Origin of the sequence: Oerskovia sp. Root22, from assembly GCF_001429135.1 — a bacterium.
GTDB classification, from domain to species: domain Bacteria; phylum Actinomycetota; class Actinomycetes; order Actinomycetales; family Cellulomonadaceae; genus Oerskovia; species Oerskovia enterophila.
Genome location: NZ_LMIL01000009.1, coordinates 719584 through 744082, shown reverse-complemented (window position 1 = coordinate 744082; position 24499 = coordinate 719584). Strand labels below are relative to the sequence as shown.

Genomic DNA, 24499 nt, shown 5'->3' with positions numbered 1-24499 from the left:
CGTCGGCGAGCTCGGTGAGGTAGCGCTGGGCGTCGAGTGCCGCGGAGCAGCCGGAGCCGGCCGCGGTGATGGCCTGGCGGTAGGTGTGGTCGACGGCGTCGCCGCACGCGAACACGCCCTCGAGGTTGGTCAGGGTCGTGCGGCCCTGGACCTGGATGTAGCCCTCGTCGTCCAGGTCGATCTGGTCCTTGACGAGCTCGGTGCGCGGGTCGTGCCCGATCGCGACGAACAGGCCGGTCGCGTCGAGCGAGCGCTCCTGGCCGGTGACCGTGTCGCGCAGCGTCAGGGACTCGACCTTGTTCTCGCCGTGGATGGCSACGATCTCGCTGTTCCAGGCGAACTCGATCTTGGGRTCGGCCTTGGCGCGGTCGGCCATGATCTTGGACGCACGGAGCTCGTCGCGSCGGTGGACCATGGTGACCTTGGACGCGAAGCGCGTCAGGAASGTCGCTTCCTCGACCGCGGAGTCTCCGCCRCCGACGACCACGATGTGCTGGTCGCGGAAGAAGAACCCGTCGCACGTCGCGCACCAGGACACGCCACGSCCGGACAGCCGCTTCTCGTCGTCCAGGCCCAGCTCACGGTACGCMGAGCCCGTCGCGAGGATCACGGCGCGAGCGGTGTAGGTCTCGCCGTTMCCCGTGACCACGGTCTTGACCGGGCCCTCGAGCCGCAGCTCGATCGCGTCGTCCCACTCGACCTGCGCGCCGAACTTCTCGGCCTGCTTCTGCAGGTTCTCCATGAGCTCAGGACCCATGATCCCGTCGGGGAACCCGGGGAAGTTCTCGACCTCGGTCGTGTTCATCAGCGCGCCACCGGCCGTGATGGAACCGGCCAGGACCAGGGGTTCGAGGCCCGCGCGCGCGGCGTACACGGCGGCCGTGTACCCGGCGGGGCCCGAACCCACGATGATGACGNGCCGTGATGGAACCGGCCAGGACCAGGGGTTCGAGGCCCGCGCGCGCGGCGTACACGGCGGCCGTGTACCCGGCGGGGCCCGAACCCACGATGATGACGCTCCGCACATCTTGTATCGACATGCTTCTATGTTGACATGCGTCGATATAGATCGCCAAAGCCAAGATCGATGAAGATCGATGCCGCACGGCGGGGCGATGAGCGCCGGGTGTACGTCTGAACGATGGTCCGGCACCGGCCGCGAATCGCTGCGCGATGTAGCGGGGTCATTCGTGCTGCCGGGCGAGTGATACAGCCTTGCCCAGGTGGGCGCCCCAGTCCTTGGCGCGTGCGATCTCTCCGGCGGCCAGTGGGCCTTCCATGTCGGTGACGTAGAAGGAGCGGGGTTCGTCGATGAGGTGGAAGCCTCTCTCACGCATGAGGCGAGAGGCCGAGCCGGCGGCGCTTCCGGGTAGGTAGCGGAAGGACCTGGCGCGGGTGTCGAAGACGCAGGCGCTGCGTCCGCCGGCTTCGTCGGTCAGGGCTTCGAGCCACTCACGTAGGCCGCTGGCTTCGACGGGGTGGCCATGGCCTTGCCGGTGGGCTGCTTCTTCTCGGGTGCTGCGTCGGGACATGCCGAAGGCGTGGGTGGGGCCGCCGAGCACGACGAGATCGGCGGCGCCCACGTCGTCGGCCGGGGAGTGCGAGGGCAGCTGCACGGTGCGCACGGTCAGGTCCTGCGCGAGACCGTCCGCGATCGCTTGGGCGATCGCGCCGGTGTTGCCGAAGATCGACTCGTAGATGACGACGGCTTCCATGGTGCCCTCCTGGTTTGCTTCCAGCCTTGCTGGACCTGCGACTTCATGCCAGGTCCTTTCGGCGCGACCTGGTAGGGCTGTTCGGCTCTCGGGGCGGTCGGTGTGCGATGGTGCCTGGGTGTGAAGAGGAGTAGAACGGAGGCATGGAGCCGATCCGGGTCTACCTGCTGGATGACCACGAGATCGTGCGGCGCGGGCTCAAGGGCGTGCTCGAGGCGGACGGTCAGGTGGTGGTCGTGGGGGAGTCGGGGTCTGCCCGCGAGGCGATGCGCGTTCTTCCGAGCTTGTGCCCGGATGTCGCGGTGCTGGACGTCCGGCTCCCGGACGGCTCAGGGGTCGAGGTGTGTCGTGATCTGCACTCGTCGGCCCCGAAGGTGCGTTCGCTGATCTTGACCTCGTACGACGACGACGAGGCCCTGTTTGCGGCGATCATGGCCGGAGCGAGCGGGTACCTGTTGAAGGTCATCGCCGGTTCCGATGTGGTGGACGCGGTGCGACGCGTGGCGGACGGTCAGTCATTGATCGATCCTGCCTTGACTGCGAGGGTGCTGGAGCGTGTGCGGTCCGGACCGGTCGAGGAGCCGGCCCTCGCGTCGTTGAGCGAGCAGGAGCACAACGTCCTGACGTTGATCGCTGAGGGTATGACGAACAGGCAGATCGCATCCCAGATGGTCTTGTCGGAGAAGACGGTCAAGAACTATGTGTCGAGCATCCTGACGAAGCTGGGTCTGGAGTCGCGGACTCAGGCGGCTGTGCTGGCGACGAAGCTCCAGACCTAGGGCTCTCCGTCACGACGGTTCAGGGGGATCTGCCAGGCAAGACGGCACCCGAGCGGGGCATGGTCGGTGACCTCGAGCGTCCCGCCGAGTTCAGCGGCGCGTTCGGCGAGGTTGCGCAGCCCGCTGCGGATGTCGAACTGGTCCATCCCGGTGCCGTCGTCGGTGACGGTGCAGGTGAGTTCGGCTGTGGTGACGTCGAGGTTCAGCCAGACCCGGTCTGCTGCTGCGTGACGGGCACTGTTGGACAGCCCTTCGCGTAGGACGGCGAGGACGTGGTGGTGCAGGGCGGGGTCGACGAGGGTGTCCAAGGGCCCGGTGATGGTCAGCGACGGGGTGTATCCGAGGACGTGGGAGTACTCGGTGACCAGGGCTCGGATCTTGGAGCGCAACGAGTGCAGCTGGGGTGTGGGGCGAAGGTCGATGATCGAGCGTCGGATCTCGCCGATGGTGGCGTCGAGGTCATCGATGACGGTGTGCAGGCTCGTCCGGCTGGTGGGATCAGCGTGCGCAGCAAGGGCCTTGAGCTGGAGGCCGAGGGCGAACAGGCGTTGAATCACGACGTCGTGCAGATCGCGGGCGATGCGGTTGCGTTCGGCGAGGACGGCGAGCTGCTCTTGGACGGCGCGGGTGTGGTGGCGTTCGAGGGCCAGCGAGGCCTGGGATGCGTAGTTCTCGATGAGGTCGAAGTCCTCGGCGAGGTTCTCGACGTATCGGCGAGGGGGGACCGTGAGGACGAGCGCGCCACGGGTGAGCGGGTCGAGGGCGAGCCGGGTCATGATTGCCCCACCGACGGGGAGATCGCTCGAACGGGTCGTGTTGGTGGCCATCGCCAGCATCAACGCGGGGTGCAGGGCCTTGAGCGTCTCGGCGGGATCGATACTCCGGTCACCGACAGCGGCGAGTACGCCGAATCGATCCGAGTCGGCCGGGGTGATCGCGATGCAGGCGGTCCCGTCTGCGGCGTCGAGCGCTCCGCGGAGAACGGCCTCCAGCGCTTCGAGGGGGCGTTCGGCGCGCACGACGTCGGAGGACATCGTTGCGGTTGCTTCGAGCCACCGTGCGCGGCGCTCGGCCATGACCAGGAGGTTTGCGTGCTCGATGGCCAGTCCGGCCAGAGCGGCCATGGCGATGACGGCCTTTTCGTCCTGGGGAGTAAACACGGGCCCCGTGGACTTCTCGGTGAGATACAGGTTGCCGAACACGCGGCCGCGCACCCGGACAGGAACCCCGAGGAAGGTTGTCATGGGTGGGTGTCCTGGCGGGAAGCCGGTCGAGGCCGGGTGAGTGGTCAGGTCCTCGGCGCGGAGAGGCTCAGGATGGTCGATCAGGTGACCGAGGAGGCCGTGCCCGGTGGGCAGGTGCCCTATCCTCTCGCGCTCGGCGGGACTCATTCCTTCGGCGACGAACTCGACGAGGTGTCGGCGGGAGTGCCCGATGACGCCCAGGGCGCCGTAGCGGGCGCCCGAGAGAGTACACGCGGCGCGCACCACGCCCACGAGCAGGTCACGCAGGTCGAAGTCGGAAGAGAAGCCACTGACGGCTTGAAGGATCGCGTCCTGAACCTCGGCCGAGGTCTTGTCCACGTCCTGAGCGTATGCCTGTTCCACGGTGGCCTCCTGGCGAACTCTGGCCGGGCGTGAGGCCCCGGGGTCTACGTCCGGCGCCCGGGGCCTCAGCTGTCGTCACACTGCGCTCAAGTCTTCGTGCGGTGTGGCGAGCTTCTGGTGGCTCAGGTGAGCCAGGGCCAGCGTTGGACGAGTCGGGTCTGCTGCCACCAGGTCCCGAGTCCGAGTGTCGCGCCTGCGTTGCCGAGGGCGAGGGCGACCAGGACCAGGGCGTAGATGAGGTGGTCGTCCATGAAGGGATTGTTGGCCGGCGGTAGGACCGCGGACCACATCAGGACGAGCATGATCGTTCCGGCGACCGCGGCGATCCGCATCCCGATCCCGAGGATCAGCGCGAGGCCGATGCCGAGGAGGCCGATCATGAAGACCCAGTCCACCCAGGTCTGGCCGGCCAGGTCCTGGTAGAAGCTGGCGAACGGGCCGGCGGTGGCGCCGCCGAGGAAGCCGGCGGTGGGGTGTCCGCCGTTGATCCACGCGCCATCGGCCGGTGTCTCGTGGCCGAGGCCGAACGTCTTGTCCAGGAATGCCCACAAGAAGACCCACCCCAGGCTGAGGCGGATCACGGCGCCGACGTAGCGCAGCGCGCGCTGGGCACGTGTCTCCGGTCGGACGAGCTCGGGGTGGATGAAGTCCGGGTCAGGCATGGAGGATCCCGATGCTCCCGACCGGCTGGTGGGGTGCGGTTCGTGGGTCGTGCTCATGATGTGCCTCCTGTGGGACGTGTCGTCCATCGGGACGACGGATGGGTGCTCAGTTCTCGGGTGCGTCAGCCTCGGCAGGGGTCCGCGCGTGGGAGGTGGCGGCGACGAGGTCGTCGGTGGAGTCGGCAGGGGTGAGGACAGGGATGACCTCGAGCGGGCAGTGGGTGTGCTGCAGGACTGTACGAGTGACGCTGCCGGGGGCTGCCATGGCCACCCGTAGGCCGAGGCCGCCGTGGCCGTGACGGCCCATGACGAGCAGGTCGGCGTCCTTGGAGTAGCGCACGAGGGTGTCAGCTATGGGGGCGTACTCCAGTCGGCTCTCGACAGGTACGGCGGGGTAGCGTCCGGACCACTCGTCGATGAACCCTCTGATCATCCCGTGGGTCTGGGCGTCCCATTCCTGCTCGACGGACCATTCGTCCACCAGATAGCTGTAGAACGGGTCGAGGCGCCAGCAGTGCACGACCTCGAGTCGGGCGGAACGCTCGGAGGCCGCAGCGAAGGCGTAGGCCAGGACTGCCGAGGAGACCGATGAACCGTCGATCGCGGCGACGATCCGATGTTCTTCGCGGTTCTGGTCCCACTCGTGGGGGACGCTGACGACCGGGCATGCGGAGCGGGCGATGACGCCGAACGTGGTGCTGCCGGTGAACAGACGCTCGACGATCCCGGCCGACCTGTGGCCGAGGACGACCAAACGGGCCTTCTCGCTGGCTGTCGTCAGGATCTGTACCGCTGGACCGAGTGCCGTCTCCACCTCGACCGGCACCGTGGCGTGGGAGAGGTCTTCCACCACGAGCTGGGCGTCGTCGAGAAGCTCGTGCCCGACGTCGACGAGCGTGTCGCTCGTGAGCAGCGGCCACATCGGGGCGACAGGGACGATCTCGTGGATCGCATTGACGAGCCACAGTCCGCATCCGGCCCGCTGCGCCTCCTGCGCGGCGTAGCGCAGCGCGCGCGCTGAGTCGGGGGATCCGTCGAGGCCGACGACGATCGGTCGGTCGAGTCTGGTGCGCATGGTGACCTCCGTGGCGCGTAGGAACGAGCTTCCACTCCCACCCTTCTCCGGGGATCAACGCTGAGGCAGGGCCGGGAGGCCCCTTGAGTCCCGGGCCGTTCGGCCCGGTGCCTGCGGGGCTCTCGATCGACGACACCCTGCGCAGGGCTGCGGGGGACATGTGGCACCCCTGGGGTGGGGCCGTCCGGTCCTATCGGTCGGGGGTGGTCTCATGCTGACGTGGGAGGTCTACACACGCGGAGGCAATCATGAGAGCACTGGTGTTCGACGGCCCGGGGCGACGCGCTTGGCGCGAGGTACCCGACCCTGCCGTGCAAGATCCGCAGGACGTGGTCGTCCACGTCGACGCGGTGACGATCTGCGGAACGGACCTGCACATCCTCAAGGGCGACGTCCCCACGGTCGAGCCGGGACGGATCCTGGGGCACGAGGCTGTCGGTACGGTCGTCGAGGTCGGGGTCGGGGTGAGGACCTTGGCTGCAGGTGACCGGGTGCTCGTCTCGTGCATCACGTCGTGCGGCCGTTGTAGCTACTGCCGCCAGGGCCGGTACGGCCAGTGTCTGGGCGGGGGCGGCTGGATCCTGGGCCACCTGATCGACGGCACCCAGGCCCAGTACGTCCGGGTACCTTTCGCCGAGACCTCCACGCACCGCCTGACCGACCAGATCACCGACGAGGAAGCGCTCATGGTCGCCGATACCCTGCCGACGGCGTACGAGGTAGGGGTACTTGCCGGACGTGTGGGGCCCGGACAGAGCGTTGTCGTCGTCGGTGCGGGACCGATCGGTCTCGCCGCCGTACTCACCGCTCGCCTGTTCAGCCCGGCGGTGCTCGCCGTCGTCGATCTGGCTGAATCGCGCCTGGCCGCCGCCCGCGGTGCTGGCGCAACGCACACGATCGACGCCCGTTCCGACGTCGTCGCGCAGGTCAAGGCGCTGACCGACGGGCTGGGAGCCGACGTCGCGATCGAAGCCGTCGGAATCGCGCCGACCTTCGAGACGTGCGTGGAGATGGTCCGCCCAGGGGGCCACGTGGCCAACGTCGGTGTGCACGGCAAGCCGGCGACGCTGCACCTGGAGAGGGACTGGATCCGGGACCTGACGATCACCACCGGTCTCGTGGACACCCGCACCACACCGACCCTGCTGCGCATGGTGGAACGGGGCCAACTCGACGTTGCCCAGCTCGTCACTCACCGGTTCGATCTCGAAGCGTTCGACGAAGCGTACGAGGTCTTCGCCGACGCAGGCCACAGCGGGGCCTTGAAGGTCGTCCTGACGGCAGGTACAGGACAGGTGCCCTGACCACGCACGGTGCCGCGTCCAAGCCACTGGCCTCGCTCGGCCTGGACGCGGCGCCGGAGTTGTCTCACTCCGCGGCGGTCTCCGGTTCACCGGGTGCGACGATCTCCTCGATCGTGCGTCGGGGTGTGTGCGGGTGGGTCGCGCTGTAGCCCATGCGCATGAGCATCTGCGGCCACCCGTCCAAGGACAGGGCGCGTCGTAGGTCGTGCCGGGTGGTGGGGTTCTCCAGGACGGTGGTGGCGAAGGAGGCGTGCACGAAGTAGGTGGTCGCCACCAGCAGGAGGTGCTCGAGCGCCTCGCCGGCGGCGATCCAGTCCCGAGGGGTGTCGTCAGGTGTCGAGAGGACGGCCATGGTCGAGCGGTGCTCGAACTCCGCGTCACCGCCGCTGGCCAAGAAGTGCCGCACGGGCGCCTGCTCGTCCGTGGCAGATGGGCCGAGGAGATCCTGAGGGATGCCGTCATGCCGCGCGGCCGTCGTGGCGGTCCAGGCGGCCTCCTCACCTCGCGCCACAGCGTCTTCGCCCGCAAGGGCCTCGGCCCGACGCACGAGCGTCAGTACGTTCGATCGCGTCGGGTCCGAGGGGTGGATCAGGTGCAGGTCGGCGCCTTCGTCGCGGGCGGCCATCTGGATCTCCAGCAGCACGTCAGAATCCAGGGGTTGGTCGTCGAAGGGAGTGCGTGATGTGGCCCGTCGGTCGATCGCGACTGACAGCTCCAGCTCGTCCATGTCGGGCCCCAGGGCAGGGTCGAACCGGATCGAGGCGACGTGCAGCTTGTCATGGGGACTCGGCAGGATCGTGGCTTGGGCTGTCAGCGATTCACGCCGTGCGGACGTGCGGACGTTGAAGAGGAACGCTCCGCAGCTGATGTACATCTCGCGCCCTGCCGGGTCGCTGTGGCGCAGCTGCCGTGACGGATCGGCGTGAACGAGCATTCGGTTGCCTTCCAGCTCGACACGCCAGGGCTGAGTGTTGTGCACGCTGGGGGCATGCGCCGAAGCAGTGATGATTCGCTCGATGCGAGCGTCGATGACGTCCATGTCGCTCTTCCTTCCATCTGGCACCGGTATAAGCAGCTCCAACACGGGGCCCGTGTCTAGCCCATCAGTCCTTCCTCCCGCGAACCAGGGCGTGATGGCCCCTTGCCGGCCATCCGTTGGACCTGCGCTCACCAGTTGCCCGGCCAGCACATCGGGCAAAGACTCAAGATGAGATCCCTGTCCGATGTGGTGGATCACCCTCCACCGTTTCCTGCGTTCTGAGCATCGTGCGGGCCACCTGGAACGCGTGTCACGAGGGACGTGAACCATGACCGGAACAAGGGTCATCGTCGGGGTCGACGGGTCGACCAACAGCCGCTCTGCGCTGACCTGGGCCGCGCATGAAGCTTGCCTGCGAGGTGTTCCGTTGCTGATCGTGCATTCGCGATTCCGGCCCGCCTACGACCCGATCTTCGCCGGAGGCTTCTATCTGCCTCCCGTGGCCGCTGAGGGCAACGAGATCGACGAGGTTCTGCGCGTCTCCTCCGAGATGGCTCAGCAGGTCGAACCTGAACTGGAGGTGGAGACCACGGCCCGCCCAGGCCCAGCGGCTCTTGCGTTGTTGGACGCCGCGAGTGAGGGCGCGGGACTGGTCGTGGTGGGCTCGCGCGGGCTAGGAGCGTTTGGGGCTGTCTTTCTCGGCTCGGTCAGCGTTCAGCTGGCGGCCCAGTCGCCTGTACCGGTGGTCGTAGTTCCTGCGGAGATGACGTTCTCGACCGTGGGCCCGGTCGTGGTCGGCATCGACGGTTCTCCTGCGAGCAACGTCGCGCTCGTCGAGGCCGCGGGCGAAGCAGGCCGTCGGCATTCCCCGCTCGACATCGTCGTTGCCTACACGATTCCGGCAGACCCCCTTGTCACCTCGCTGACACCCTCGATCGACGAGTTCCGCACGGCCTTCCGGATTCGCGCGCAAGAGGCTGCGGCAACCGCCGCCGAGAATGCCGGACGCGTCAGCCAGACCTTGGCAGTACGTACCCACGTCCTGGAAGGGCCACCGGTTCGCGAGATCGCCCGCGCCGCGGTCGCCGCCTCTCTCGTGGTCGTCGGTTCGCGAGGTTATGGCGAGTTCAGGGGGCCCGTTCTGGGGTCAGTGAGCCAGGGCCTGCTCCGTCACGCCAAATGGCCCGTACTGGTCACGCACAGCCATTGAGGACGAGCATCAGCACGAGGGCACGGATGAGATTCCGCAGCATGCTGAGTACTTGATACCTGGTCAGCAGGGTCACTGGGACAGATGGACCTCATGGTGCTCGATCTCTGCGATGTCGCATGTCTCGCTTGCAGAAGATGATCTGCGAGATCACGTAGCGCTCGAGCGGTCGCGAGCTCCTCACCGATCTCGGTGGCGGCCAGATAGTTCACAGGAGGAAGGCCAAGCGAATCCGCGGAATCGGATCGTTCGGAGGGGCTACAAGGGGTCGCAGGTTCACATCCTGTCAGCCCGACCGTGAGAGGCGATAGGGAATCGGAACGATTCCTAGCCTCTCGTTGTACCTGGGCCGGTCGAGCCGCACCCAGAGGTGTACCCATCGTCGGGTGACGGGCACCGCTCCGCGTGCCGCAGCTCGCGCGCCGGCCCGGGCCGGCGTCGTGGCCGACGACAAGGCCCGACGTCGAGGCGCTTCTCGGCCGCGTACCCCGCACCCGGGCAGATCCGCAGCGTCTGCCCACTCGCATGCCGCACGAGCGTTCCGTGTGCGTCGCGCACGGAGGTGGTTGTCGAGTTGAGCTGCGGTGTCTCTCGACGATCCAGTGTGCGGTGGCGTCGCCGCCCCTGTGGGGCTGGTGAGCCTGGTCTTCCGCACCCCGCGCGAATCTGTAGTCTCAGGGCACACACGGTCACGACGGGGGTGCGTTCATGCGAGGAAGCAAGACGGCCGGGGCTTCGGCTCTGGTGCTGGTGGCTCTGATGGTGGCCGGCTGCAGCGGGGAGAGCAGCGCCCTTCCGGAACCCACGGGCGAGGTGGTCCAGGCTGACGCACCCGTGGACGACGCGGCGCAGGACGCTGCCGCGTGCGCGGCTGTCTCCGACGTCATGTCGATCGTGGAGAACGCCGACATCGCCCTGAGCGAGGGCCGCGTGGCCGTCCAGGAGCAGCAGGGCTGGTACGAGGTCGCGACACATGTGCTGCACCGCATCCCCTCGAGCGGCGACAGCGCCGTCAGCCAAGGGGTCGCCGACCTGCAGGAGGCTGTCCCCGCGGTCGAGCTCTGGGCGAGGACCGAACCCACCGTCATCAGGTCGGACGCCTGGCGGGATGCCCTTTCCGCCCTCGACGAGCCTTGCCTGGCGGTCGATTCTGCGCTGACCATCTCCATGTTCACGGGCGGCTGAGGCTCGCTCGCGACGCCCGGAGCCGTCGTCCCTCCTGCGCTCCAGCAGGCGACCGGCCGTGACTGCCTTGACTTCCTGACGCTGACGTCAGGTCCAGGTGTGTGCGCCATGACCGCTCGCCGCAGACTGTGCTTGGGCGGATCAGTACTGGGTCGCTCGTTCACGTGCAAGAGCGCCCCCGACGGACTCAGCGTGCCGTCGTCGTCCGCCCCGCTTCCATGACCGCTCGGGACCAGCCTCTCCATCGGCCCGGTATGACCTGCTCGTGCATCCGCGTCGAGCGGGTCGGGCGGCACCGGTCGGACCACCAGGTGGGCGAGCAGCCCGCTCTCGCGACAGCGCTTCGCGCACCAGGAGGGTTGAGGGCGCCGCTGAGCGCCCTGGGTCCAGGTGGGCGCTGACGAGGCGCCGAGGTCGCGATGGCGTGCGGCGGAGTTCTCGATCGACGGCCGCCCTCACCCCTGGCCTTCGCACCAGGGGTGCCGACCGCCGCGTTGCGCGTGCCTGATGGCTCGAAACGAAAGCGCGACGTTTACATTCGGAACAACGCTGTGTACGTTTGGCGGCATGGACAGTGCCACCCGACAGCAGCGGATCGTCCAGCGCCTCCGCGAGACCGAACGACTCGAGGTCGCCGACCTGGCCCTCGAGCTCGATACCTCTGAGGTCACGGTCCGCCGTGACCTCGACGCCCTCGCGTCCGCGGGTGCGCTCCGCCGGGTCCACGGTGGCGCGGTCAGCCTGCTGCTGAGGGGGGAGGAGCTGCCGTTCGCGCTGCGCGAGATCGAGTCGACCCCGGCCAAGGAACGCATCGCGCAGACGGTCGCAGGGCTGCTCAGCGACGGCGAGGCCGTGATCGTGGACAGCGGGACCACGGGTCTCGCGATCGCCCGCGCCCTCGTCGGGCGGCGCCTGACCGTCGTGCCCCTGTCGATCCCCGCCGCTCACGTCCTCTCCGCGAGCGCCTCGACCACGCTCAAGGTCCCCGGGGGGACGTCCCGCTTCGGGGAGGGCTCGCTCGTCGGTCCCATGGCCGAGGCCTCGTTGCGCTCGCTGCGCGTGGACACCGCGATCATCAGCTGTTGCGGACTGTCTCCCACCGACGGCGTCACCGCGTTCGACGACGTCGAGGCCGCCACCAAGCGCGCCGCGATGTCCAGCGCGCGGCGCACGATCCTCGTCGGGGAGGCCGCGAAGTTCTCGCGCACGGCGCTCGCGGTCGTGTGCGAGGTGACCGACTTCGACGTGCTCGTGACCGACCCCGAGGCGCCCGCTGACGCGGTCGCCCAGATCCGTCAGGCCGGCGTCGACGTCCTGGGCGTCTGACCAGCTAGCCGACCGAGGCGACGCACGGCGGACGCCTCCCACCCACGACCCTGAGAGACCTCACCCATGACCGACACCACCGTGGCCCGCCCACGTCCACGCCTCGCCCGGGGCGCAGCCGTCCCGCGTGAGCTGCGCCGGGCCCGCGTCGCCGTCGCGGCGCTGTTCTTCACCAACGGCGCCATCTTCGCCAACCTGTTTCCCGAGTACCCCGCGATCAAGGCCGAGCTCGGTCTGAGCAACGCGCAGTACGGTCTGGCGATCGCGGCCTTCCCCACGGGAGCACTCGTCGCAGGCCTCGCCGCGGGCGTCCTGATCCGGCGTCTGCGTTCCTCGCGCGTCGCGGTGGTGGGCACGATCCTGACCGGCCTGGGGGTCCTGGCCGCCGGGTCGTCCTCGACGTGGACCATGCTCGCGGTCGGGCTCCTGCTCGCAGGGGCCATGGACGCGATCACCGACGTCGCCCAGAACGCGCACGGCCTGCGGGTCCAGCGACGCTACGGGCGGTCGATCCTCAACTCGTTCCACGCGGTGTGGAGCATCGGTGCCGTGACGGGCGGGCTCATGGGCGCTGGTGCGGTCGCGATCGGCATGTCGCGGGGGCTGCACCTGGGCCTGTCGGCCCTGGTCTTCGCGGCCGTCGCGCTCTCGTGCTACCGGTTCCTGCTGCCCGGCCCCGAGGATGCGGACCGCGTCGAGGCCGCCGACGGCGCGGGCGGGGCCGCCTCGGGCACGGGTTCCACGAGCGTGGCACCCGCCACGGACCGCGCGACGCATGGTTCCCGTGTCCCGGGCCTGCTCGTGCGCGTCGGGACGCTCGCGGCCCTGGTCCTCATCGCCGCGGCCGGCGCCGTGGTGGAGGACTCGGGCAGCACCTGGGCCGCCGTCTACCTCTCGCAGTCGCTGGGAGCGCCGCTCTCGCTCGCGGCGTTCGGCTTCGTGGCGCTGACCGGCGCGCAGTTCGTCGGTCGTCTCGTCGGGGACCGCGTGGTCGACAGGTTCGGTCAGCGCGCCGTGGCCCGCGCGGGCGGCGCCCTGGCCGCGGTCGGTATGGGCCTTGCCCTGGCCTTCCCGACCGTGCTCGGCACGATCGCCGGGTTCGCCGCGGCGGGACTGGGCATCGCGACCCTCGTGCCCGCGGCGATGCACGGCGCGGACGAGCTGCCGGGCCTGCGCCCCGGGACCGGGCTGGCCGTCGTGAGCTGGCTCATGCGGATCGGCTTCCTGCTCTCCCCGCCGCTCGTCGGCCTCGTCGCCGACCATTCGTCGCTCCGGGCGGGCCTCCTGGTGGTCCCGGCGGCCGGACTGGTCGTCGTGCTGGCCTCCCAGGTCCTCGACACGCGTCGAGCCCTCCGGGCCTGACGCGCGTCGCCTGCCGCCTGCCGGGCCGCTTGCACGCCGCGCGAGGGCGCCCGGCGCCGTCGGGCACCCTCGCGGCCTCCGGTCGTGGTGAGCGGCTGTCGCACCGCGTCCTAGGAGGCCCACAGCGCGGGGCCCCGTCTGCGACGGCGGCGGAGCGGGCTCGGCTGATCGATCGATCGCGCGTCCGATCGGGTCGCCCCGCCCTCCGACGAGGGCGGGACGACCCGGTGCCCACCTGTCCTCAGCCCGTCGTCAGGTCGCGAGCCGCCTCCCACTGCCGGAACCCGTCAGCGATCTCCGGTGCGTGCGTGTGGTGGAGGTAGTGGTCGCCCGGAACAGGCACCACGGTGCCGTCCTCGACGCTCGCGGCCTGCCGCTCGTGCAGCGCGAGCCAGTCGGGGTTGGTCGCGTTGTCCGCCTCGGTGAACAGCAGGAGCGGCAGGTCGGCAGGGAACGTCGTCCCGAGCGCGCGCTCGAAGTTCGGGCCGATGTGCGCCATCTCGTCGAGATACGTGGGGCGCATCGAGTTCCGGTGGGTGAACATCGTCATCTGCTCGCGCGCGTGGTCGGAGTACACCGAGCCGTCGAGCCCGTCCCCGCCGACCGCGGCCAGGACGCGGACCAGGCCCAGGTTCTTCGCTGCGGCCATGAGGCCCGTGGGGAACGTCGTGTCCATGTTCGGCTGGCCGGGCACGCTCGTGTCGATCCCGACGAACGCCGCCACCTCGTCCGGGTACCGCGTGGCGAGCTCGAGACCGTAGATCCCGGCGATCGAGTGACCCATGAGGACGTAGCGGTCGACGTCGAGCTCCTGGAGCGCCGCGTGGACCTCGGTGACGATGTTCTCGGTCGTACGCGCCCTGTCGGTGCCGTCGCTCAGGCCGTAGCCGAAGGGCTCGACGACCACGACCCGGTGGTCCTGGGCGAGATCGGTGACGAGCGGCTCGAAGTCGAGTGCGGGGGAGGCCGTCCCGAACCCCGGCAGGAGCACGACGTCGACCGGACCGCTCCCGGTCACGACGACGTTCATCTGCCGCCCGTCGACGGTCACGGACCGGCCGTACGACTCGATCCGGTCGCTCTCCCGACCGGTCGCGACGGCGTTCACCACGCTCGTCGTGGCCAGGCCGACCGCGAGCACCGCGCCGATCACCGTCACCGTCACGAGCGCTCTCTTCGCAGACTTCTTCACACGTCCCTCCCCGGGGAGCACCTGATGTGCTCCGCCCTCCGGTCCAGCATCGTCGGCCGGGTCGCCGCGCGCGTCAGCCCCGCGTGGTCACCTCGGTAACGCGTTCGCGGTACGCGCACGTCACCCTCGGGGGCGATCCGTCCGGACCGCTCGGCCGGGATACTGGGGGAGTGCTGTCCCCTCGAGCTGCCGCAGTACCCCTGAGCGACGTCGTCGCGGTCGCCGCCGTCGTGCTCTTCGGCGTCCTGCCGTTCCCCGACGAGCTCTTCCGTGCCCGGGGGCTGCTGCTCGTGATCGCGCTCGTGCCCGTCGTGGTGATCCCGCTGCGTCGGCGGCTCCCGCTCGTCGCCCTCGGGGTGTCTCTGGCGTGCACCGTCGCGGTAGCGCTCGCGGGCACGCTGGCCCCGAGCGCGCTCGTCGCCGTCATGATCACGGCCTTCTCGGTCGCCGACCGGACGCGGCGGTCCCTCGGGCTCGTGTGCGTGGCCGCAGCGGCCCTCGTGGTGTTCTTCGTGAGCGCGGTGCCGCTCGACGGGGAGCTGTTCGACTCGCGTGCGGTCCAGTTCGTGACGTTCATCGTCCTGGCGGGAGCCCTGGGTGACGCGACGAGGTCGCGGCGCGAGGCGATCGCGGCCGTGACGGAGCGGGCAGAACGGGCCGAGCAGGGCCGCGAGGACGAGGCACGACGGCGCGTGGTCGAGGAGCGGGTTCGTATCGCCCGCGACCTGCACGACGTCGTCGCCCACCAGATCTCGGTGATCAGCCTGAGCGCGGGCGTCGCGTCGTCGTCGCTCGAGTCCCGGCCCGAACGGGCCCGCGAGGCCCTCACCACCATCCGGAGCGCGTCACGGACGGTCCTCGCGGACATCGGCGGGCTCATGGCGCTCCTGCGCGCCGACGACGACGGCGAACGGCCCGACCTCCGCCCGCAGGCGGGGCTGGACCAGCTCGACGCGCTTGTCCGCCGCTTCGCCGACGCGGGCCTGCACGTCGAGCTGCGGCGGGAACCGGTCCTCGTCGCGCTCTCGCCGGCCTGCGACCACGTCGCCTACCTCGCCGTCCAGGAGGGCCTCACGAACGCGCACAAGCACGGGGGTGGCGACCGGGCGGTCGTGGACGTCCGAGCCGGCGACGGTGCGCTCGCCCTGACGATCACGAGCCCGCTGCGCGCCGAGGACGCCGACGCGCCCTCGAGCGGTCACGGTCTGCGCGGGCTGCGCGAGCGGGTCGCGTCCGTGCGGGGGCGCGCGACGACGTCGGACACGGACGGCGAGTTCCGGCTCGAGATCACGCTGCCCGCCGAGACGAGCGCGCAGAGCGCCGGGGGAAGGGGACAGCGATGATCACGGTCCTCGTCGTCGACGACCAACCCTTGGTGCGCCAGGCCGTGCGCGACATCCTCACCGACAGCGGAGGGATCCGGGTCGTCGGCGACGCGTCGAACGGCCGCGAGGCCGTCCGCGCCGCCGCGGAGCTGGCTCCCGACGTCGTCCTCATGGACATCCGGATGCCCGAGCTCGACGGGATCGCCGCGACCGAGCAGATCTGCGCCGGTCCGACGGGGGCCACCACGCGCGTGCTCGTCCTGACGACGTTCGAGGAGGACGAGTACGTCGTCGCGGCGTTGCGCGCGGGGGCGAGCGGGTTCATCGGCAAGGGCGCCGAGCCCGAGGACATCGTGCGCGCGGTCCACACGATCCACCTGGGCGAGGCGCTGCTGTCGTCGGCCGCGACGCGGGCGCTCGTCCAGCGTTTCGTGCGCCGGCAGAGCCCTCGAGCGGGAGCGTGGGAGGACGAGGGGCTCGACCGGCTCACCGAGCGCGAGCGCGAGGTGTTCCTGCTCGTGGCCCGCGGCCTGACCAACCAGGAGATCGCGGCCGAGCTCGTGATCTCCGCGCACACCGCCAAGACGCACGTCAACCGGATCATGGCCAAGGTGCACGCGCGCGACCGGGCTCATCTGGTGATCCTGGCCTACGAGTCGGGTCTGGTCACGGCGCGGCCGTGACGGTGGCTTCAGCCTCGTGGGGGCCGACGTGATCGTGGCCGTCGCCGAACCGCACCCTGGGCGGGGGGTGGGTGGCGGCGCCACCTGGACGTGATCCGCGCCGACCACCTGTCCCAGGGCGGGCTGTCGGCCCAGTTCACGGCAAGCGTGTGCCACGCGAGCCGGAAGCGTCGGCGCACGGCGGCCACGGACTCGAAGGTGCGCCCTGAGACGCCGACGACGAGCCGGGGGTCGTAGCGGACACGGGCGGTGCTGCCGAGCTGGAAGCTGAGGTCGGTGTCGTCGTGCACGAGCGCGTCGTACCGGTGGACGTGGCGACGGACCCCGCGCCAGGCGTCGACGCGCATCGCCATGTTGGACCCCCACAGGGGGACGTTGCCGATGGCGGCGCGCATCCCCCCGTAGTAGCCCCACAGGTAGAAGATCCGGGCGAGGCGACCACGGACCGCCGGCAGGTCGTAGAAGAAGCCCGAACCGGTGAGGGCGGCCAGCCCTGGGTCGTCGGCGAAGGCTCGGTGCACCCGTTCGAGCCAGTCCTCGGGAGGAAGGGTGTCGGCGTCGCAGCGCACGATGATGCCGGTCGGGACGGCGTCGTACCCGGTGGACGCAGCCGCAGCGATGCCGGGCCGAGTCTCGCTGATCACGCGCGCGCCCGCGCGGCGCGCCACGGCCGCGCTGTCGTCCGAGGAGGCGTTGTCGACCACGATCACCTCGTGCGGGGGCCGGGTCTGTCGAGCGATCGCGGACAGGCAGCTCTCGAGGAGCACGGCGTCGTCCTTGACGGGGATGACGACCGTCATCGGAATGGCGCAGCCCGAGGCCGCCCGGTTCACGGACGCCTCACCAGGAAGAGCCCGGCGAGGAGGGCGCCGACCCCGCCTGCGACGAGGTCGCCGAGCGTGTCCCGGTAGCCGACGTTGATCGACTCGTCGACGAAGGTGGCGCCGGCCCACTCGCCCACCTCCCACAGCAGCGAGAGGAGGACGCCGAGCGCCGTCGCCGTCACCACACCACCGAGACGTGGGCGGGAGAGGCCGGACCCGTCGTGGCGAGCGCCTGCCCCGGTCGATCGGGCGAGCATCGCACCGGGCACGGGAAGGGCCCCCAGGAACACGAGGAGGGCATAGGCGAGGACCGTGAGGACGGCGGTCGCCACCAGGTGTACGACGAGATCGAGCCAGGAGGCCAGGGCATAGAGGTCCAGGAGGCTGATCCAGGCCGCGGCCGACAGGGTCAGGCCGATGGCAGGGTCGACGGGCCCGTCGAGCCCGATCGCGCGGGGGAGCACGGTGCCGAGCAGCACGAGCGAGAGCAGGGCGATCCCGACCGGGCCGTAGAGCAGGCCGCCCACGGGGACCGCGATCCCGGCGAGGACCCGCACGAGGTCACCCGCGGCGGTCCACGCTGTGCTGCGTCCGCGGATCTCGCCGGTGGTCATCGGGCAAACCTAGCGACGCTCACGGCGACTCGCGCGGGAACGGGACAGCGCGGGTCGTCCGGCGGCGGCGCGGGCAACGGCGCTGGTACGGGCGCACACCTAGAGCTCGCGCGGGTCGTCCGTGACGTCGGTGATGGCGACGTGGACGGCGACCGCGCCGGCCAGGGGGGCGAGGTCGCCGAGCACGATCCGCAGGCGGGAGGTCGCGGCGCGACGGACGGCGGCGGCGAGCGGGAGGAGCGGATCGTCGAACGCGGCGACGATCTCGATCGTGACGGCCACGAGCCGGTCGTGGTCGTCGGTCGAGCAGGTGATCGTGAGCGGCGCGGCGCTCGGCACCGCGGCGACGCTCTCGCGGAGCGCCGCGACCACGACGTCGGCCGCGACGAAGTAGTCCGCAGCGCCCGCGGGGGTGGCCGTGCGACCGCGGACCGGGGCAGAGGGGCGGAAGGCGGACAGCGCCCTGAGGAGTGCGTTCTCCCGCACGACGGTCCACCCTCGGTCGGTGTGACGCCGCAGTGCCTGCGTGGCGCGGTCGAGGACGGCTTCGTCGCTCATCGCCATCCCTCCATCGTCTCGGCCAGCGTGGAGCGGGCCCGGTGGAGGAGCCCGCGTACGGCGTCGTGGGTCGTGCCGAGGATCAGCGCGATCTCGGCGTAGTGCAGTCCTTCGATCTCGCGCAGCAGCCAGCACGACCTCTGCAACGGTGGCAGACCGAGCAGGGCGATGTCGAGGGCCTCGACGAGCGCGCTGTCGACGGCGTCCTGGTCGGGTCGGTGCGTCGCGGTCTCGACGAGGTCGTCGGGCAGAGGACCGGGCTGCAGCGCGACGCGGCTCCGGTGCCGATAGGCCTGGCGGGTGGCGATCCCGAAGAGCCAGGTGCGCGGGGTGGACTCTCCGCGGAACTCGGCGAACCCGGTCCACGCGGCCACCAGGGTGTCCTGGAGGCAGTCGGCGGCGACCTCAGGATCGTGGACCATCCGCAGGACGTATCGGTAGAGCGCCGGGCCGTGCCGGTCGACGAGCTGGGTGAACGCGTCTCGGTCACGGAGCGCAGCCCGGCGTGCGAGCAACAGGTCCGAGGCCGTCCCCGAGCCGCCACCCGCGTCGAGGGGTTCCATCCGTCCGACGATATCGATCCTCGGCGGACTCGCCAGCCGCGGCGCACGTGTGACGCAGATCACACTCGCGAGCGCGTGACGTATCGGTCCTAGGTCAGCACTCACTGGGGAACGTCCAGACCGCCCGGACCGGGCGGGTCAGCCTGAGCACGAGGAGCCGACGATGAGCGAGCAGAGCACCCCCACCACGGGAACCCCGGCTGCGGGGGCCTCAGCACGACCCCGGGACAACAGCCTGGCACGTGCGCCGCGCGAGAGCTCGGAGCACGTGTCGGCCCTGGCCTCCGAGCACGGCACCACGACGATCGCGGACCAGGTGGTCGCCAAGATCGCGGGTATCGCGACCCGCAACGTCCAGGGCGTCTATGCCGTGGGCGGGGGAGCGGCCCGGGCGTTCGGCGCCCTCCGCGAGTACATCCCCGGGAGCGGCAGCGACACCACCTCCGGCGTCCACGTCGAGGTCGGCGAGCGACAGGCCGCAGTCGACCTGGACCTGGTCGCGGACTACGGGGTCTCGATCGCCGACCTGGCGCAGGCGGTCCGGCGGAGCGTCATCACCTCGATCGAACGCATGACCGGGCTCGAGGTCACCGAGGTCAACATCGACGTCAACGACGTCCATCTGCCCGACGACGACGCCGACTTGAGCTCGGGGCGGTCCTCGTCGCGGGAGCAGTCCTCGGCCGGCGGTGAGGGCGAGGAAGGTGGCGGGCGAGTGCGATGACCACCTCGTCACCGGGATCCTCCGGGCTTCCGACGTCCAGCCGGGACGCCGAGCCCGTCGCCCCGACACCCCTGGACGTCGCGGCAGCGTTCGACACCTCGCCCGTGGGGCGGCCTCTCGCCGCCTCTCCTCCTCGTCCACCTCGTGCCTCTGCGGGTGACGTCGCGGACGTCGCCGACCAGGAGGACCTGGCGGACCGGGTGGTGGCGGCGGTGCTCGCTGTGCCGGGAGTCGTGCGCCTGCACGCCGGGGCGTTCGGGGAGGTCGCCACCTACCTGCCGGGTCGTGCCGTCACCGGGGTGAGGCTCCGGCCCGACGAGGCCGAGGTGCACCTGGTGGTCTCCGCCGGGCGCCCCATCCCGGAGGTCGCCGGCAACGTCCACGAGGCCGTGCGCGCCCTGGTCTCGGAGCCGGTCCACGTCTTCGTCGAGGACGTCGAGCCCTCGCCGACATGATCGTCACCGCCCTGACCGGGCGCCGTCCAAGGAGTACACATGTCCGTGTCCACGACCGGTCTTCTCACCGGCCTCCTGCTCGCCATCGCCGCGATCCTCGGGGGATTCTGGGGATTCCTCCTCGCCGTCGTCCTCGGGGGCGTCGGATGGCTCGTCGCGGCCCAGATCGAGGGCCGCATCGACCTCGGCGCAGCCTTCCGCAGCCGACGTCATGTCTGACCCGGCTCGGGGCGGCGACGTCCTCCTCGACGAACCGTGGCCCGACGTCCGCGCCGAGGCGGTCGACGCCGCGGACCGGGGAGTGCTGCGGGTCGCCGACCGGGTGGTCGACAAGGTCACCCGCGCGGCGGTGCTCGGCGTCGCGGGCGTCGCGCCAGCTGCGGCCACGGCCGGGACGGTGGGGAGAGCCCTGGGCAGGAGCTATCCCCAGGTCGTGTGCTCACGAGCCGGCGACCGTGCCCGCGTCCTCCTCGAGATCGCCCTGGTCTGGCCCTACCCGGCCGCACGTGTCGCTCGCGAGGTGTGCGAAGCCGTGACCGACCAGCTCCTCGTCCTTACCGGGGTGCAGGTCGACGAGGTCCGTACGACCGTGGCTCGCATCGTCGACCCGTCCGACGTCGCCGGTCCGCCCAAGGAGCAGCGAGTCCGATGAGCACACCCACGGCACCATCCACGCAGCACGTCCCCGCTCCGGCCAGGTCGCCTCGGGCCGGGCTCGCGCTGACCTCGTGGGCCTTCTTCCTGGCGGTCGTCCTGCTGGCCGTCGCGGTGCTCGCCGGACAGGCGTCGTTCGTGGCGTTGCGGGGCGCCGGCACCAGCTGGATCGCCTCGCTCGCGGACTCCCTGGACGGCCTGCAGCCCGAGACGTGGGTGGGAGCGGCCGGCGTGGTGCTCGCCCTGCTCGGCCTCTGGTTGGTGTGGCAGGCCGTCCGCCCCCGTCCGCGGACCACCCGGCGGATCGCCGCCACCAGCGGGATCCACGTGCGCTCCGCCGACGTCGCGCGCTGGGTGAACGCGACGGCACGCGACGTGCCCGGGGTGCTGGGCACCAGCACGTCGGTCTCCCGCACCGCGGTGCGGGTCACGGTCCGCTCGACCGGGTCCGCGGACATCCTCGACGACGTCCGTGCCGAGGTCTCCCACCAGCTCTCGGCGTTCGAGCAACCGCCGCGCCTGACCGTGCGACCCGGCGAAGGGCAACGATCATGAACCGCACCGTCCTGCGACTCGACCGCGCCCTGCTCGCCCTCGCCGGCCTCGTGCTCGTCGTCGTCGGTGCCACCGCCCTGCTGTGGACCACGGGAACCCTGGCCGAGCTCTTCGACGGCGTCCCTGACGCGATCGACACGACAGCCACCCAGGATGCCGTGGCTCAGCCGTGGTGGCCCTACGCGGCCGGCGCGGTCGCCGTCCTCCTCGCGGTCGTCGCGCTGTGGTGGATGCTTGCCCACCTGCCGGCCCGTTCCGTCCCCGAACAGGACCTGCCCGGCTCCACCCGGACCATGCGCCTGCGGATCTCCCGAGACGCCGTGGCGAACGCGACGGCCCACGCGGCTCAGCAGATCCCTTCCGTCCACCGAGCGACCGCCACCTTGCACGACGAGGGGCCCGAGCTCGTCCTGAGCCTGGTCGTCACCGTCGACCCGGCGACCGACCTGCCCGCTCTCGCCGCCCGGCTGGACCGCCTCCTCGCCGACGCCGCGACCGTCCTGCCCGACGACAGGCTCCGCTCCCGCACCACCCTGAGGATCAGGAGCAGCCGCCGCCCAGACCGCGCGGCTCGCGTCGCCTGACCGCCGCGGCGTCGCCGGGCCTTCGCGGTGCGTCGCGGTCCGAGGCCGGTCGGCAGACGACGTCCCGGCCGGGGCCTCTACCCTTGAGTCCCGTGAAGGTCACCATCACGACGCTCCAGATGCTCCAGCCGCCCGTGGCCACGCCGCGCGCCCTGCCCGACGAGGTACGCCTCGAGCGGACCGTCGACGTCGCTCCCGAGTACGCCCGCTTCCTCTACGGCCTGGTGGGCGGACCGTGGTTCTGGACCGAGCGGCTCGGCTGGACGCGTGAGCAGTGGGTCGAGGAGCTCGAGGTGCCGGGGACGGAGTTCTGGGTCCTCTACGGCGAGGGCGGTCCCTGGGGCTACGTCCATCTCCAGCCCCTCGTGGATGCGAGCGGGACGCACGTCGAGATCCGGTACTTCGGCCTGGCCGAGCGGGCGATCGGCCGCGGCCTGGGTGGCCGGCTCCTCGAGCACGGCATCGCGGCTGCCTGGTCTCTGGCCGAGCGGGCCGACCTCCCGCCGGCCGCCCGCGTCTGGGTCCATACCTGCACGCTCGACGGTCCCGCCGCGCTGGCGAACTACCAGGCGCGGGGCCTGGTGGTCTGCGGGACCGAGCAGACCGACGAGGACATGCCTGACGAACCCTTCGGCTCCTGGGTCTCCACGGGCGGCCCGGCCCCGGCCGGCGCGCGCTCGAACGAGTAGCGCGTCCGTCGGGGCGTCGAGATCGGGCTGTCAGCCGGTCCCGTCAGCGGAGGCGATCTCAGCCTCATGGGCGGTCCAGTCCGACGTGCTGAGGATGCACTGGACGAGGCGGTCGTCGTCGGTTCTCTCGGCCCCCGTGGCGCGGTCGAGCTCCTCGCGGACGTCGACGCACACCGCCCAGGGTGAGGGTCGGGACTCCCCGGCGAGTTCTGCCCTGGCAACGGCGTCCTCGATGGCGCTCGCGACGGTCAGGCGCTGCGCCCGTGCGACGCCCTGGGGGCCGTCGTTCGGGAAGGCGGTCGAGCTCTCGTCGGTGAAGATGGCAGAGCAGTCACCCAGGCAGCCGTCCAGGCCGACCCCGTTGCGGTAGGCGCTGATGGAGTAGAAGCCACCGAACGCGGGAATCTCGCCATCGACCTTGCTGAGCGAGATGACGTCGAGGGGCAGGCCGGCCGCGTCCTTCATCAGCGAGTCGGGCAGGACCACCGAGGAGACGAGGGTGCCGTCCGCGGCGGGGAACAGGTCCCAGGAGATCAGACGCCGCTCGTTCCGGCCGGGCGGCCCGCCGGCGGAGGCCTCCGGGGGGACTCCCAGGCCGATGACGACCTGGTGGTCACCGTCGGGAGAGGTCGCCGAGGCCGCGGTGGCGTCCGAGCTCAGCAGCATCGTGCCGGCGGCGTTCCCGGCCCGGAGCTCTCGGAGGTCGGCGTCGTCCCCCTCGTACACGGCGTTGACGGCTCGATCCTGGGTGCTGAGTCTGCTGACGACGAAGAGTCGCGTGCCGGCTGTCCAGCCGGGCACCCTGGTGTCGACGACCAGCCCCCCGCCGGTGCGCGCGGACGTCGTCGGGTCGGCGGGTACCTCGATCCCGGGCGCGAGCTGTGTCGAGGACGCCGGCGCCATCGTGGCGATCCCGACACGCGGCAGGGCTATGGCGCCCAGGGCGATCAGTGCTCCGCACATGACGGACACCAGAGCGACCCGCGCCGAGCGTCTGCGCGAGCGGCGCTTGACCAGGGCGAGAGTCGGCGGGCCGGACATGTGCCCGACGGGGATCGCTTCATCGGCGAGAGTGCGGAGGTCCGCTGCGAAGTCGTCGTCGTCAGTCATGGCTTGCTCCCGCCGTCGGGGTGGTCGTGCTGGTCAGCTCTGCGCGGAGCCGGGCGAGCCCCCGCGAGGCGTTGGACTTCACCGTTCCGTGCGGCAGGCCCAGCTCACGGGCGACCTCGGCCTCGGACAGGTCGAGCAGGTGGCGCAGGACGACCACGCGTCTCTGCCGGACCGGCAGGAGCAGCAAGGCGCGCACGAGCTCGTCCCGCACGGTGATCTCCGCCGTGTGATCCGGGACCGCACCCGAGGGGCGGCCCTCGGGCTCGAGCAGGACCTCACGCCGGGTGCGTCTCCACGTGTCGATCTTGAGGTTCGTCAGGATCTTTCTCGCGTAGACGAAGGGGTCGCCGTCCCGCGCGCGCGCCCAGGACCGATATGTCCGTTCGAGCGTGGCCTGGCACAGTTCCTCGGCCCGGTGGTGGTCGCCGCTGATCAGGAACGCGATCCTCTCCAGGCGGCCGCCGTGCGTCTCCACGAAGTCGACGAACTCCGCGTCGCGGTTCACCTTCCCGGCAGCCAGGTACCGGTCCGCGGCGCCGTCCGCCCACAGGATCTCGTCCTCCGTCACGCCCGCCTCAGTGCTCGTCATCTGACCCACGACATCCCTGCATACCCTTCCACCACGCACGAGCCCACCGATCGGTTCCCTCTCGGCTCGATCGGGTTTCGAGGTTTCTTCGCAGGGCCCGTTCGCCCCAGCACGTGCCCGCGGCCGCGCGTCGTCAGCCTCGACCTCTCGACCCTGTCCCCCTGTCGAGAACGCTC

At 70.8% G+C, this 24499-nt stretch carries 28 protein-coding genes and 1 pseudogene; 15 read left to right on the top strand and 14 right to left on the bottom strand.

Annotated elements, in window-relative coordinates:
* Together trxB and ASE15_RS13840 are read right to left on the bottom strand one after the other, a co-directional pair.
* Positions 1-917: pseudogene (gene trxB / locus ASE15_RS13845) on the bottom strand (thioredoxin-disulfide reductase); the annotation flags it as partial.
* 267 nt (positions 918-1184) lie between these two features.
* On the bottom strand, positions 1185-1715 hold the full coding sequence (locus tag ASE15_RS13840) for a flavodoxin domain-containing protein (protein ID WP_056763739.1): 531 nt from the start codon (positions 1713-1715) through the stop codon (positions 1185-1187).
* A 143-nt stretch (positions 1716-1858) separates the two neighbouring features.
* Between ASE15_RS13840 and ASE15_RS13835 the strand changes: the two genes are divergently transcribed.
* Positions 1859-2494, top strand: a complete 636-nt coding sequence (locus ASE15_RS13835; RefSeq protein ID WP_056651688.1) for a response regulator transcription factor — start codon at positions 1859-1861, stop codon at positions 2492-2494.
* Here ASE15_RS13835 and ASE15_RS13830 read toward each other — a convergent pair.
* From ASE15_RS13830 to ASE15_RS13820, 3 genes are all read right to left on the bottom strand, one after another.
* Complete coding sequence (locus tag ASE15_RS13830; protein ID WP_157277222.1) at positions 2491-4077, bottom strand: GAF domain-containing sensor histidine kinase; 1587 nt, start codon at positions 4075-4077, stop codon at positions 2491-2493. The two genes, ASE15_RS13835 and ASE15_RS13830, sit on opposite strands and share 4 nt — an antisense overlap.
* A gap of 146 nt (positions 4078-4223) precedes the next feature.
* The gene (locus ASE15_RS13825) at positions 4224-4820 is read right to left on the bottom strand and encodes a DoxX family membrane protein (protein WP_082608948.1); all 597 of its coding nucleotides are present in this window, start codon (positions 4818-4820) and stop codon (positions 4224-4226) included.
* A gap of 49 nt (positions 4821-4869) precedes the next feature.
* Positions 4870-5838: a universal stress protein gene (locus tag ASE15_RS13820; protein WP_056763735.1), complete on the bottom strand. Its 969-nt coding sequence runs from the start codon at positions 5836-5838 to the stop codon at positions 4870-4872.
* A gap of 329 nt (positions 5839-6167) precedes the next feature.
* Here ASE15_RS13820 and ASE15_RS13815 point away from each other — a divergent pair, with 329 nt between their 5' ends.
* A complete protein-coding gene (locus tag ASE15_RS13815; protein ID WP_369800607.1) occupies positions 6168-7142 on the top strand; it encodes an alcohol dehydrogenase catalytic domain-containing protein in 975 nt (324 codons plus the stop codon).
* Positions 7143-7206: 64 nt separating this feature from the next.
* Here ASE15_RS13815 and ASE15_RS13810 read toward each other — a convergent pair whose 3' ends face one another.
* Positions 7207-8181, bottom strand: a complete 975-nt coding sequence (locus ASE15_RS13810) for a nitroreductase family protein (protein WP_056763729.1) — start codon at positions 8179-8181, stop codon at positions 7207-7209.
* 268 nt (positions 8182-8449) lie between these two features.
* On the opposite strand from ASE15_RS13810, the gene ASE15_RS13805 reads away from it, so the two are divergent.
* On the top strand, positions 8450-9331 hold the full coding sequence (locus ASE15_RS13805; protein WP_056651708.1) for a universal stress protein: 882 nt from the start codon (positions 8450-8452) through the stop codon (positions 9329-9331).
* Here ASE15_RS13805 and ASE15_RS21875 read toward each other — a convergent pair.
* Positions 9292-9711, bottom strand: a complete 420-nt coding sequence (locus tag ASE15_RS21875) for a dsRBD fold-containing protein (protein WP_369800606.1) — start codon at positions 9709-9711, stop codon at positions 9292-9294. The genes ASE15_RS13805 and ASE15_RS21875 overlap by 40 nt on opposite strands.
* A 328-nt stretch (positions 9712-10039) precedes the next feature.
* Between ASE15_RS21875 and ASE15_RS13800 the strand changes: the two genes are divergently transcribed.
* The 3 genes from ASE15_RS13800 to ASE15_RS13790 all read left to right on the top strand — a co-directional run bounded on the left by ASE15_RS13800 (position 10040) and on the right by ASE15_RS13790 (position 13204).
* Entirely contained in the window at positions 10040-10516 is a 477-nt protein-coding gene (locus tag ASE15_RS13800; protein WP_157257641.1) for a hypothetical protein, read from the top strand.
* A 567-nt stretch (positions 10517-11083) separates the two neighbouring features.
* Complete coding sequence (locus ASE15_RS13795; RefSeq protein ID WP_056651713.1) at positions 11084-11842, top strand: DeoR/GlpR family DNA-binding transcription regulator; 759 nt, start codon at positions 11084-11086, stop codon at positions 11840-11842.
* Between the two features lie 66 nt (positions 11843-11908).
* Entirely contained in the window at positions 11909-13204 is a 1296-nt protein-coding gene (locus ASE15_RS13790; protein ID WP_082618432.1) for an MFS transporter, read from the top strand.
* A gap of 241 nt (positions 13205-13445) precedes the next feature.
* On the opposite strand, the gene ASE15_RS13785 is transcribed toward ASE15_RS13790, so the two are convergent.
* Entirely contained in the window at positions 13446-14396 is a 951-nt protein-coding gene (locus ASE15_RS13785) for an alpha/beta fold hydrolase (RefSeq protein ID WP_056763867.1), read from the bottom strand.
* Between the two features lie 170 nt (positions 14397-14566).
* Between ASE15_RS13785 and ASE15_RS13780 the strand changes: the two genes are divergently transcribed.
* Positions 14567-15739 carry a sensor histidine kinase gene (locus ASE15_RS13780; RefSeq protein WP_056763727.1) on the top strand — a complete coding sequence of 391 codons (1173 nt, stop codon included), beginning with the start codon at positions 14567-14569 and terminating at the stop codon, positions 15737-15739.
* Complete coding sequence (locus ASE15_RS13775; RefSeq protein WP_056763724.1) at positions 15736-16404, top strand: response regulator transcription factor; 669 nt, start codon at positions 15736-15738, stop codon at positions 16402-16404. Before ASE15_RS13780 ends, ASE15_RS13775 begins: the two co-directional genes overlap by 4 nt.
* An 8-nt stretch (positions 16405-16412) precedes the next feature.
* Here the strand turns inward: ASE15_RS13775 and ASE15_RS13770 are convergent, their stop codons facing one another.
* From ASE15_RS13770 to ASE15_RS13755, 4 genes are all read right to left on the bottom strand, one after another.
* On the bottom strand, positions 16413-17204 hold the full coding sequence (locus ASE15_RS13770) for a glycosyltransferase family 2 protein (RefSeq protein WP_082618431.1): 792 nt from the start codon (positions 17202-17204) through the stop codon (positions 16413-16415).
* A 29-nt stretch (positions 17205-17233) separates the two neighbouring features.
* Positions 17234-17842 carry a hypothetical protein gene (locus tag ASE15_RS13765; protein ID WP_056763722.1) on the bottom strand — a complete coding sequence of 203 codons (609 nt, stop codon included), beginning with the start codon at positions 17840-17842 and terminating at the stop codon, positions 17234-17236.
* Between the two features lie 99 nt (positions 17843-17941).
* The gene (locus tag ASE15_RS13760; RefSeq protein ID WP_157257642.1) at positions 17942-18400 is read right to left on the bottom strand and encodes a hypothetical protein; all 459 of its coding nucleotides are present in this window, start codon (positions 18398-18400) and stop codon (positions 17942-17944) included.
* Positions 18397-18963 carry an RNA polymerase sigma factor gene (locus ASE15_RS13755; RefSeq protein ID WP_056763719.1) on the bottom strand — a complete coding sequence of 189 codons (567 nt, stop codon included), beginning with the start codon at positions 18961-18963 and terminating at the stop codon, positions 18397-18399. Before ASE15_RS13755 ends, ASE15_RS13760 begins: the two co-directional genes overlap by 4 nt.
* Positions 18964-19126: 163 nt before the next feature.
* On the opposite strand from ASE15_RS13755, the gene ASE15_RS13750 reads away from it, so the two are divergent.
* From ASE15_RS13750 to ASE15_RS13720, 7 genes are all read left to right on the top strand, one after another.
* Positions 19127-19687 (top strand): Asp23/Gls24 family envelope stress response protein, encoded by a 561-nt coding sequence (locus ASE15_RS13750; RefSeq protein WP_056763716.1) that lies wholly within the window; start codon positions 19127-19129, stop codon positions 19685-19687.
* Entirely contained in the window at positions 19684-20142 is a 459-nt protein-coding gene (locus ASE15_RS20875; RefSeq protein WP_157277220.1) for an Asp23/Gls24 family envelope stress response protein, read from the top strand. Before ASE15_RS13750 ends, ASE15_RS20875 begins: the two co-directional genes overlap by 4 nt.
* Before the next feature lie 39 nt (positions 20143-20181).
* Positions 20182-20361: a hypothetical protein gene (locus tag ASE15_RS13740; protein WP_056763714.1), complete on the top strand. Its 180-nt coding sequence runs from the start codon at positions 20182-20184 to the stop codon at positions 20359-20361.
* Positions 20354-20794, top strand: a complete 441-nt coding sequence (locus ASE15_RS13735; protein ID WP_056763712.1) for an Asp23/Gls24 family envelope stress response protein — start codon at positions 20354-20356, stop codon at positions 20792-20794. Before ASE15_RS13740 ends, ASE15_RS13735 begins: the two co-directional genes overlap by 8 nt.
* Complete coding sequence (locus ASE15_RS13730) at positions 20791-21351, top strand: DUF6286 domain-containing protein (RefSeq protein WP_056651741.1); 561 nt, start codon at positions 20791-20793, stop codon at positions 21349-21351. The genes ASE15_RS13735 and ASE15_RS13730 overlap by 4 nt, the downstream gene beginning before the upstream one ends.
* Positions 21348-21935: a hypothetical protein gene (locus ASE15_RS13725; protein WP_056763709.1), complete on the top strand. Its 588-nt coding sequence runs from the start codon at positions 21348-21350 to the stop codon at positions 21933-21935. Before ASE15_RS13730 ends, ASE15_RS13725 begins: the two co-directional genes overlap by 4 nt.
* Positions 21936-22027: 92 nt before the next feature.
* Positions 22028-22624 (top strand): GNAT family N-acetyltransferase, encoded by a 597-nt coding sequence (locus ASE15_RS13720; RefSeq protein ID WP_200960550.1) that lies wholly within the window; start codon positions 22028-22030, stop codon positions 22622-22624.
* 30 nt (positions 22625-22654) lie between these two features.
* Here ASE15_RS13720 and ASE15_RS13715 read toward each other — a convergent pair whose 3' ends face one another.
* Both ASE15_RS13715 and ASE15_RS13710 read right to left on the bottom strand, forming a co-directional pair.
* Complete coding sequence (locus tag ASE15_RS13715) at positions 22655-23734, bottom strand: hypothetical protein (RefSeq protein WP_056763707.1); 1080 nt, start codon at positions 23732-23734, stop codon at positions 22655-22657.
* Positions 23727-24323 carry a SigE family RNA polymerase sigma factor gene (locus tag ASE15_RS13710; RefSeq protein ID WP_082618430.1) on the bottom strand — a complete coding sequence of 199 codons (597 nt, stop codon included), beginning with the start codon at positions 24321-24323 and terminating at the stop codon, positions 23727-23729. The genes ASE15_RS13715 and ASE15_RS13710 overlap by 8 nt, the downstream gene beginning before the upstream one ends.
* Positions 24324-24499 lie beyond the last annotated feature (176 nt).

Bases quoted from the DNA above. Each gene is read 5' to 3' on its own strand.
- ASE15_RS13730 (WP_056651741.1), top strand. From the start codon at position 20,791: ATGAGCACACCCACGGCACCATCCACGCAGCACGTCCCCGCTCCGGCC.
- ASE15_RS13710 (WP_082618430.1), bottom strand. From the start codon at position 24,323: ATGACGAGCACTGAGGCGGGCGTGACGGAGGACGAGATCCTGTGGGCG.
- ASE15_RS13765 (WP_056763722.1), bottom strand. From the start codon at position 17,842: ATGACCACCGGCGAGATCCGCGGACGCAGCACAGCGTGGACCGCCGCG.
- ASE15_RS13725 (WP_056763709.1), top strand. From the start codon at position 21,348: ATGAACCGCACCGTCCTGCGACTCGACCGCGCCCTGCTCGCCCTCGCC.
- ASE15_RS13735 (WP_056763712.1), top strand. From the start codon at position 20,354: ATGTCTGACCCGGCTCGGGGCGGCGACGTCCTCCTCGACGAACCGTGG.
- ASE15_RS13835 (WP_056651688.1), top strand. From the start codon at position 1,859: ATGGAGCCGATCCGGGTCTACCTGCTGGATGACCACGAGATCGTGCGG.
- ASE15_RS13795 (WP_056651713.1), top strand. From the start codon at position 11,084: ATGGACAGTGCCACCCGACAGCAGCGGATCGTCCAGCGCCTCCGCGAG.
- ASE15_RS13755 (WP_056763719.1), bottom strand. From the start codon at position 18,963: ATGGAACCCCTCGACGCGGGTGGCGGCTCGGGGACGGCCTCGGACCTG.
- ASE15_RS13825 (WP_082608948.1), bottom strand. From the start codon at position 4,820: ATGAGCACGACCCACGAACCGCACCCCACCAGCCGGTCGGGAGCATCG.
- ASE15_RS13740 (WP_056763714.1), top strand. From the start codon at position 20,182: ATGTCCGTGTCCACGACCGGTCTTCTCACCGGCCTCCTGCTCGCCATC.
- ASE15_RS13810 (WP_056763729.1), bottom strand. From the start codon at position 8,181: ATGGACGTCATCGACGCTCGCATCGAGCGAATCATCACTGCTTCGGCG.
- ASE15_RS13775 (WP_056763724.1), top strand. From the start codon at position 15,736: ATGATCACGGTCCTCGTCGTCGACGACCAACCCTTGGTGCGCCAGGCC.
- ASE15_RS21875 (WP_369800606.1), bottom strand. From the start codon at position 9,711: ATGGGTACACCTCTGGGTGCGGCTCGACCGGCCCAGGTACAACGAGAG.
- ASE15_RS13770 (WP_082618431.1), bottom strand. From the start codon at position 17,204: ATGACGGTCGTCATCCCCGTCAAGGACGACGCCGTGCTCCTCGAGAGC.
- ASE15_RS13790 (WP_082618432.1), top strand. From the start codon at position 11,909: ATGACCGACACCACCGTGGCCCGCCCACGTCCACGCCTCGCCCGGGGC.
- ASE15_RS13715 (WP_056763707.1), bottom strand. From the start codon at position 23,734: ATGACTGACGACGACGACTTCGCAGCGGACCTCCGCACTCTCGCCGAT.
- ASE15_RS13750 (WP_056763716.1), top strand. From the start codon at position 19,127: ATGAGCGAGCAGAGCACCCCCACCACGGGAACCCCGGCTGCGGGGGCC.
- ASE15_RS13820 (WP_056763735.1), bottom strand. From the start codon at position 5,838: ATGCGCACCAGACTCGACCGACCGATCGTCGTCGGCCTCGACGGATCC.
- ASE15_RS13840 (WP_056763739.1), bottom strand. From the start codon at position 1,715: ATGGAAGCCGTCGTCATCTACGAGTCGATCTTCGGCAACACCGGCGCG.
- ASE15_RS20875 (WP_157277220.1), top strand. From the start codon at position 19,684: ATGACCACCTCGTCACCGGGATCCTCCGGGCTTCCGACGTCCAGCCGG.
- ASE15_RS13760 (WP_157257642.1), bottom strand. From the start codon at position 18,400: ATGAGCGACGAAGCCGTCCTCGACCGCGCCACGCAGGCACTGCGGCGT.
- ASE15_RS13800 (WP_157257641.1), top strand. From the start codon at position 10,040: ATGCGAGGAAGCAAGACGGCCGGGGCTTCGGCTCTGGTGCTGGTGGCT.
- ASE15_RS13805 (WP_056651708.1), top strand. From the start codon at position 8,450: ATGACCGGAACAAGGGTCATCGTCGGGGTCGACGGGTCGACCAACAGC.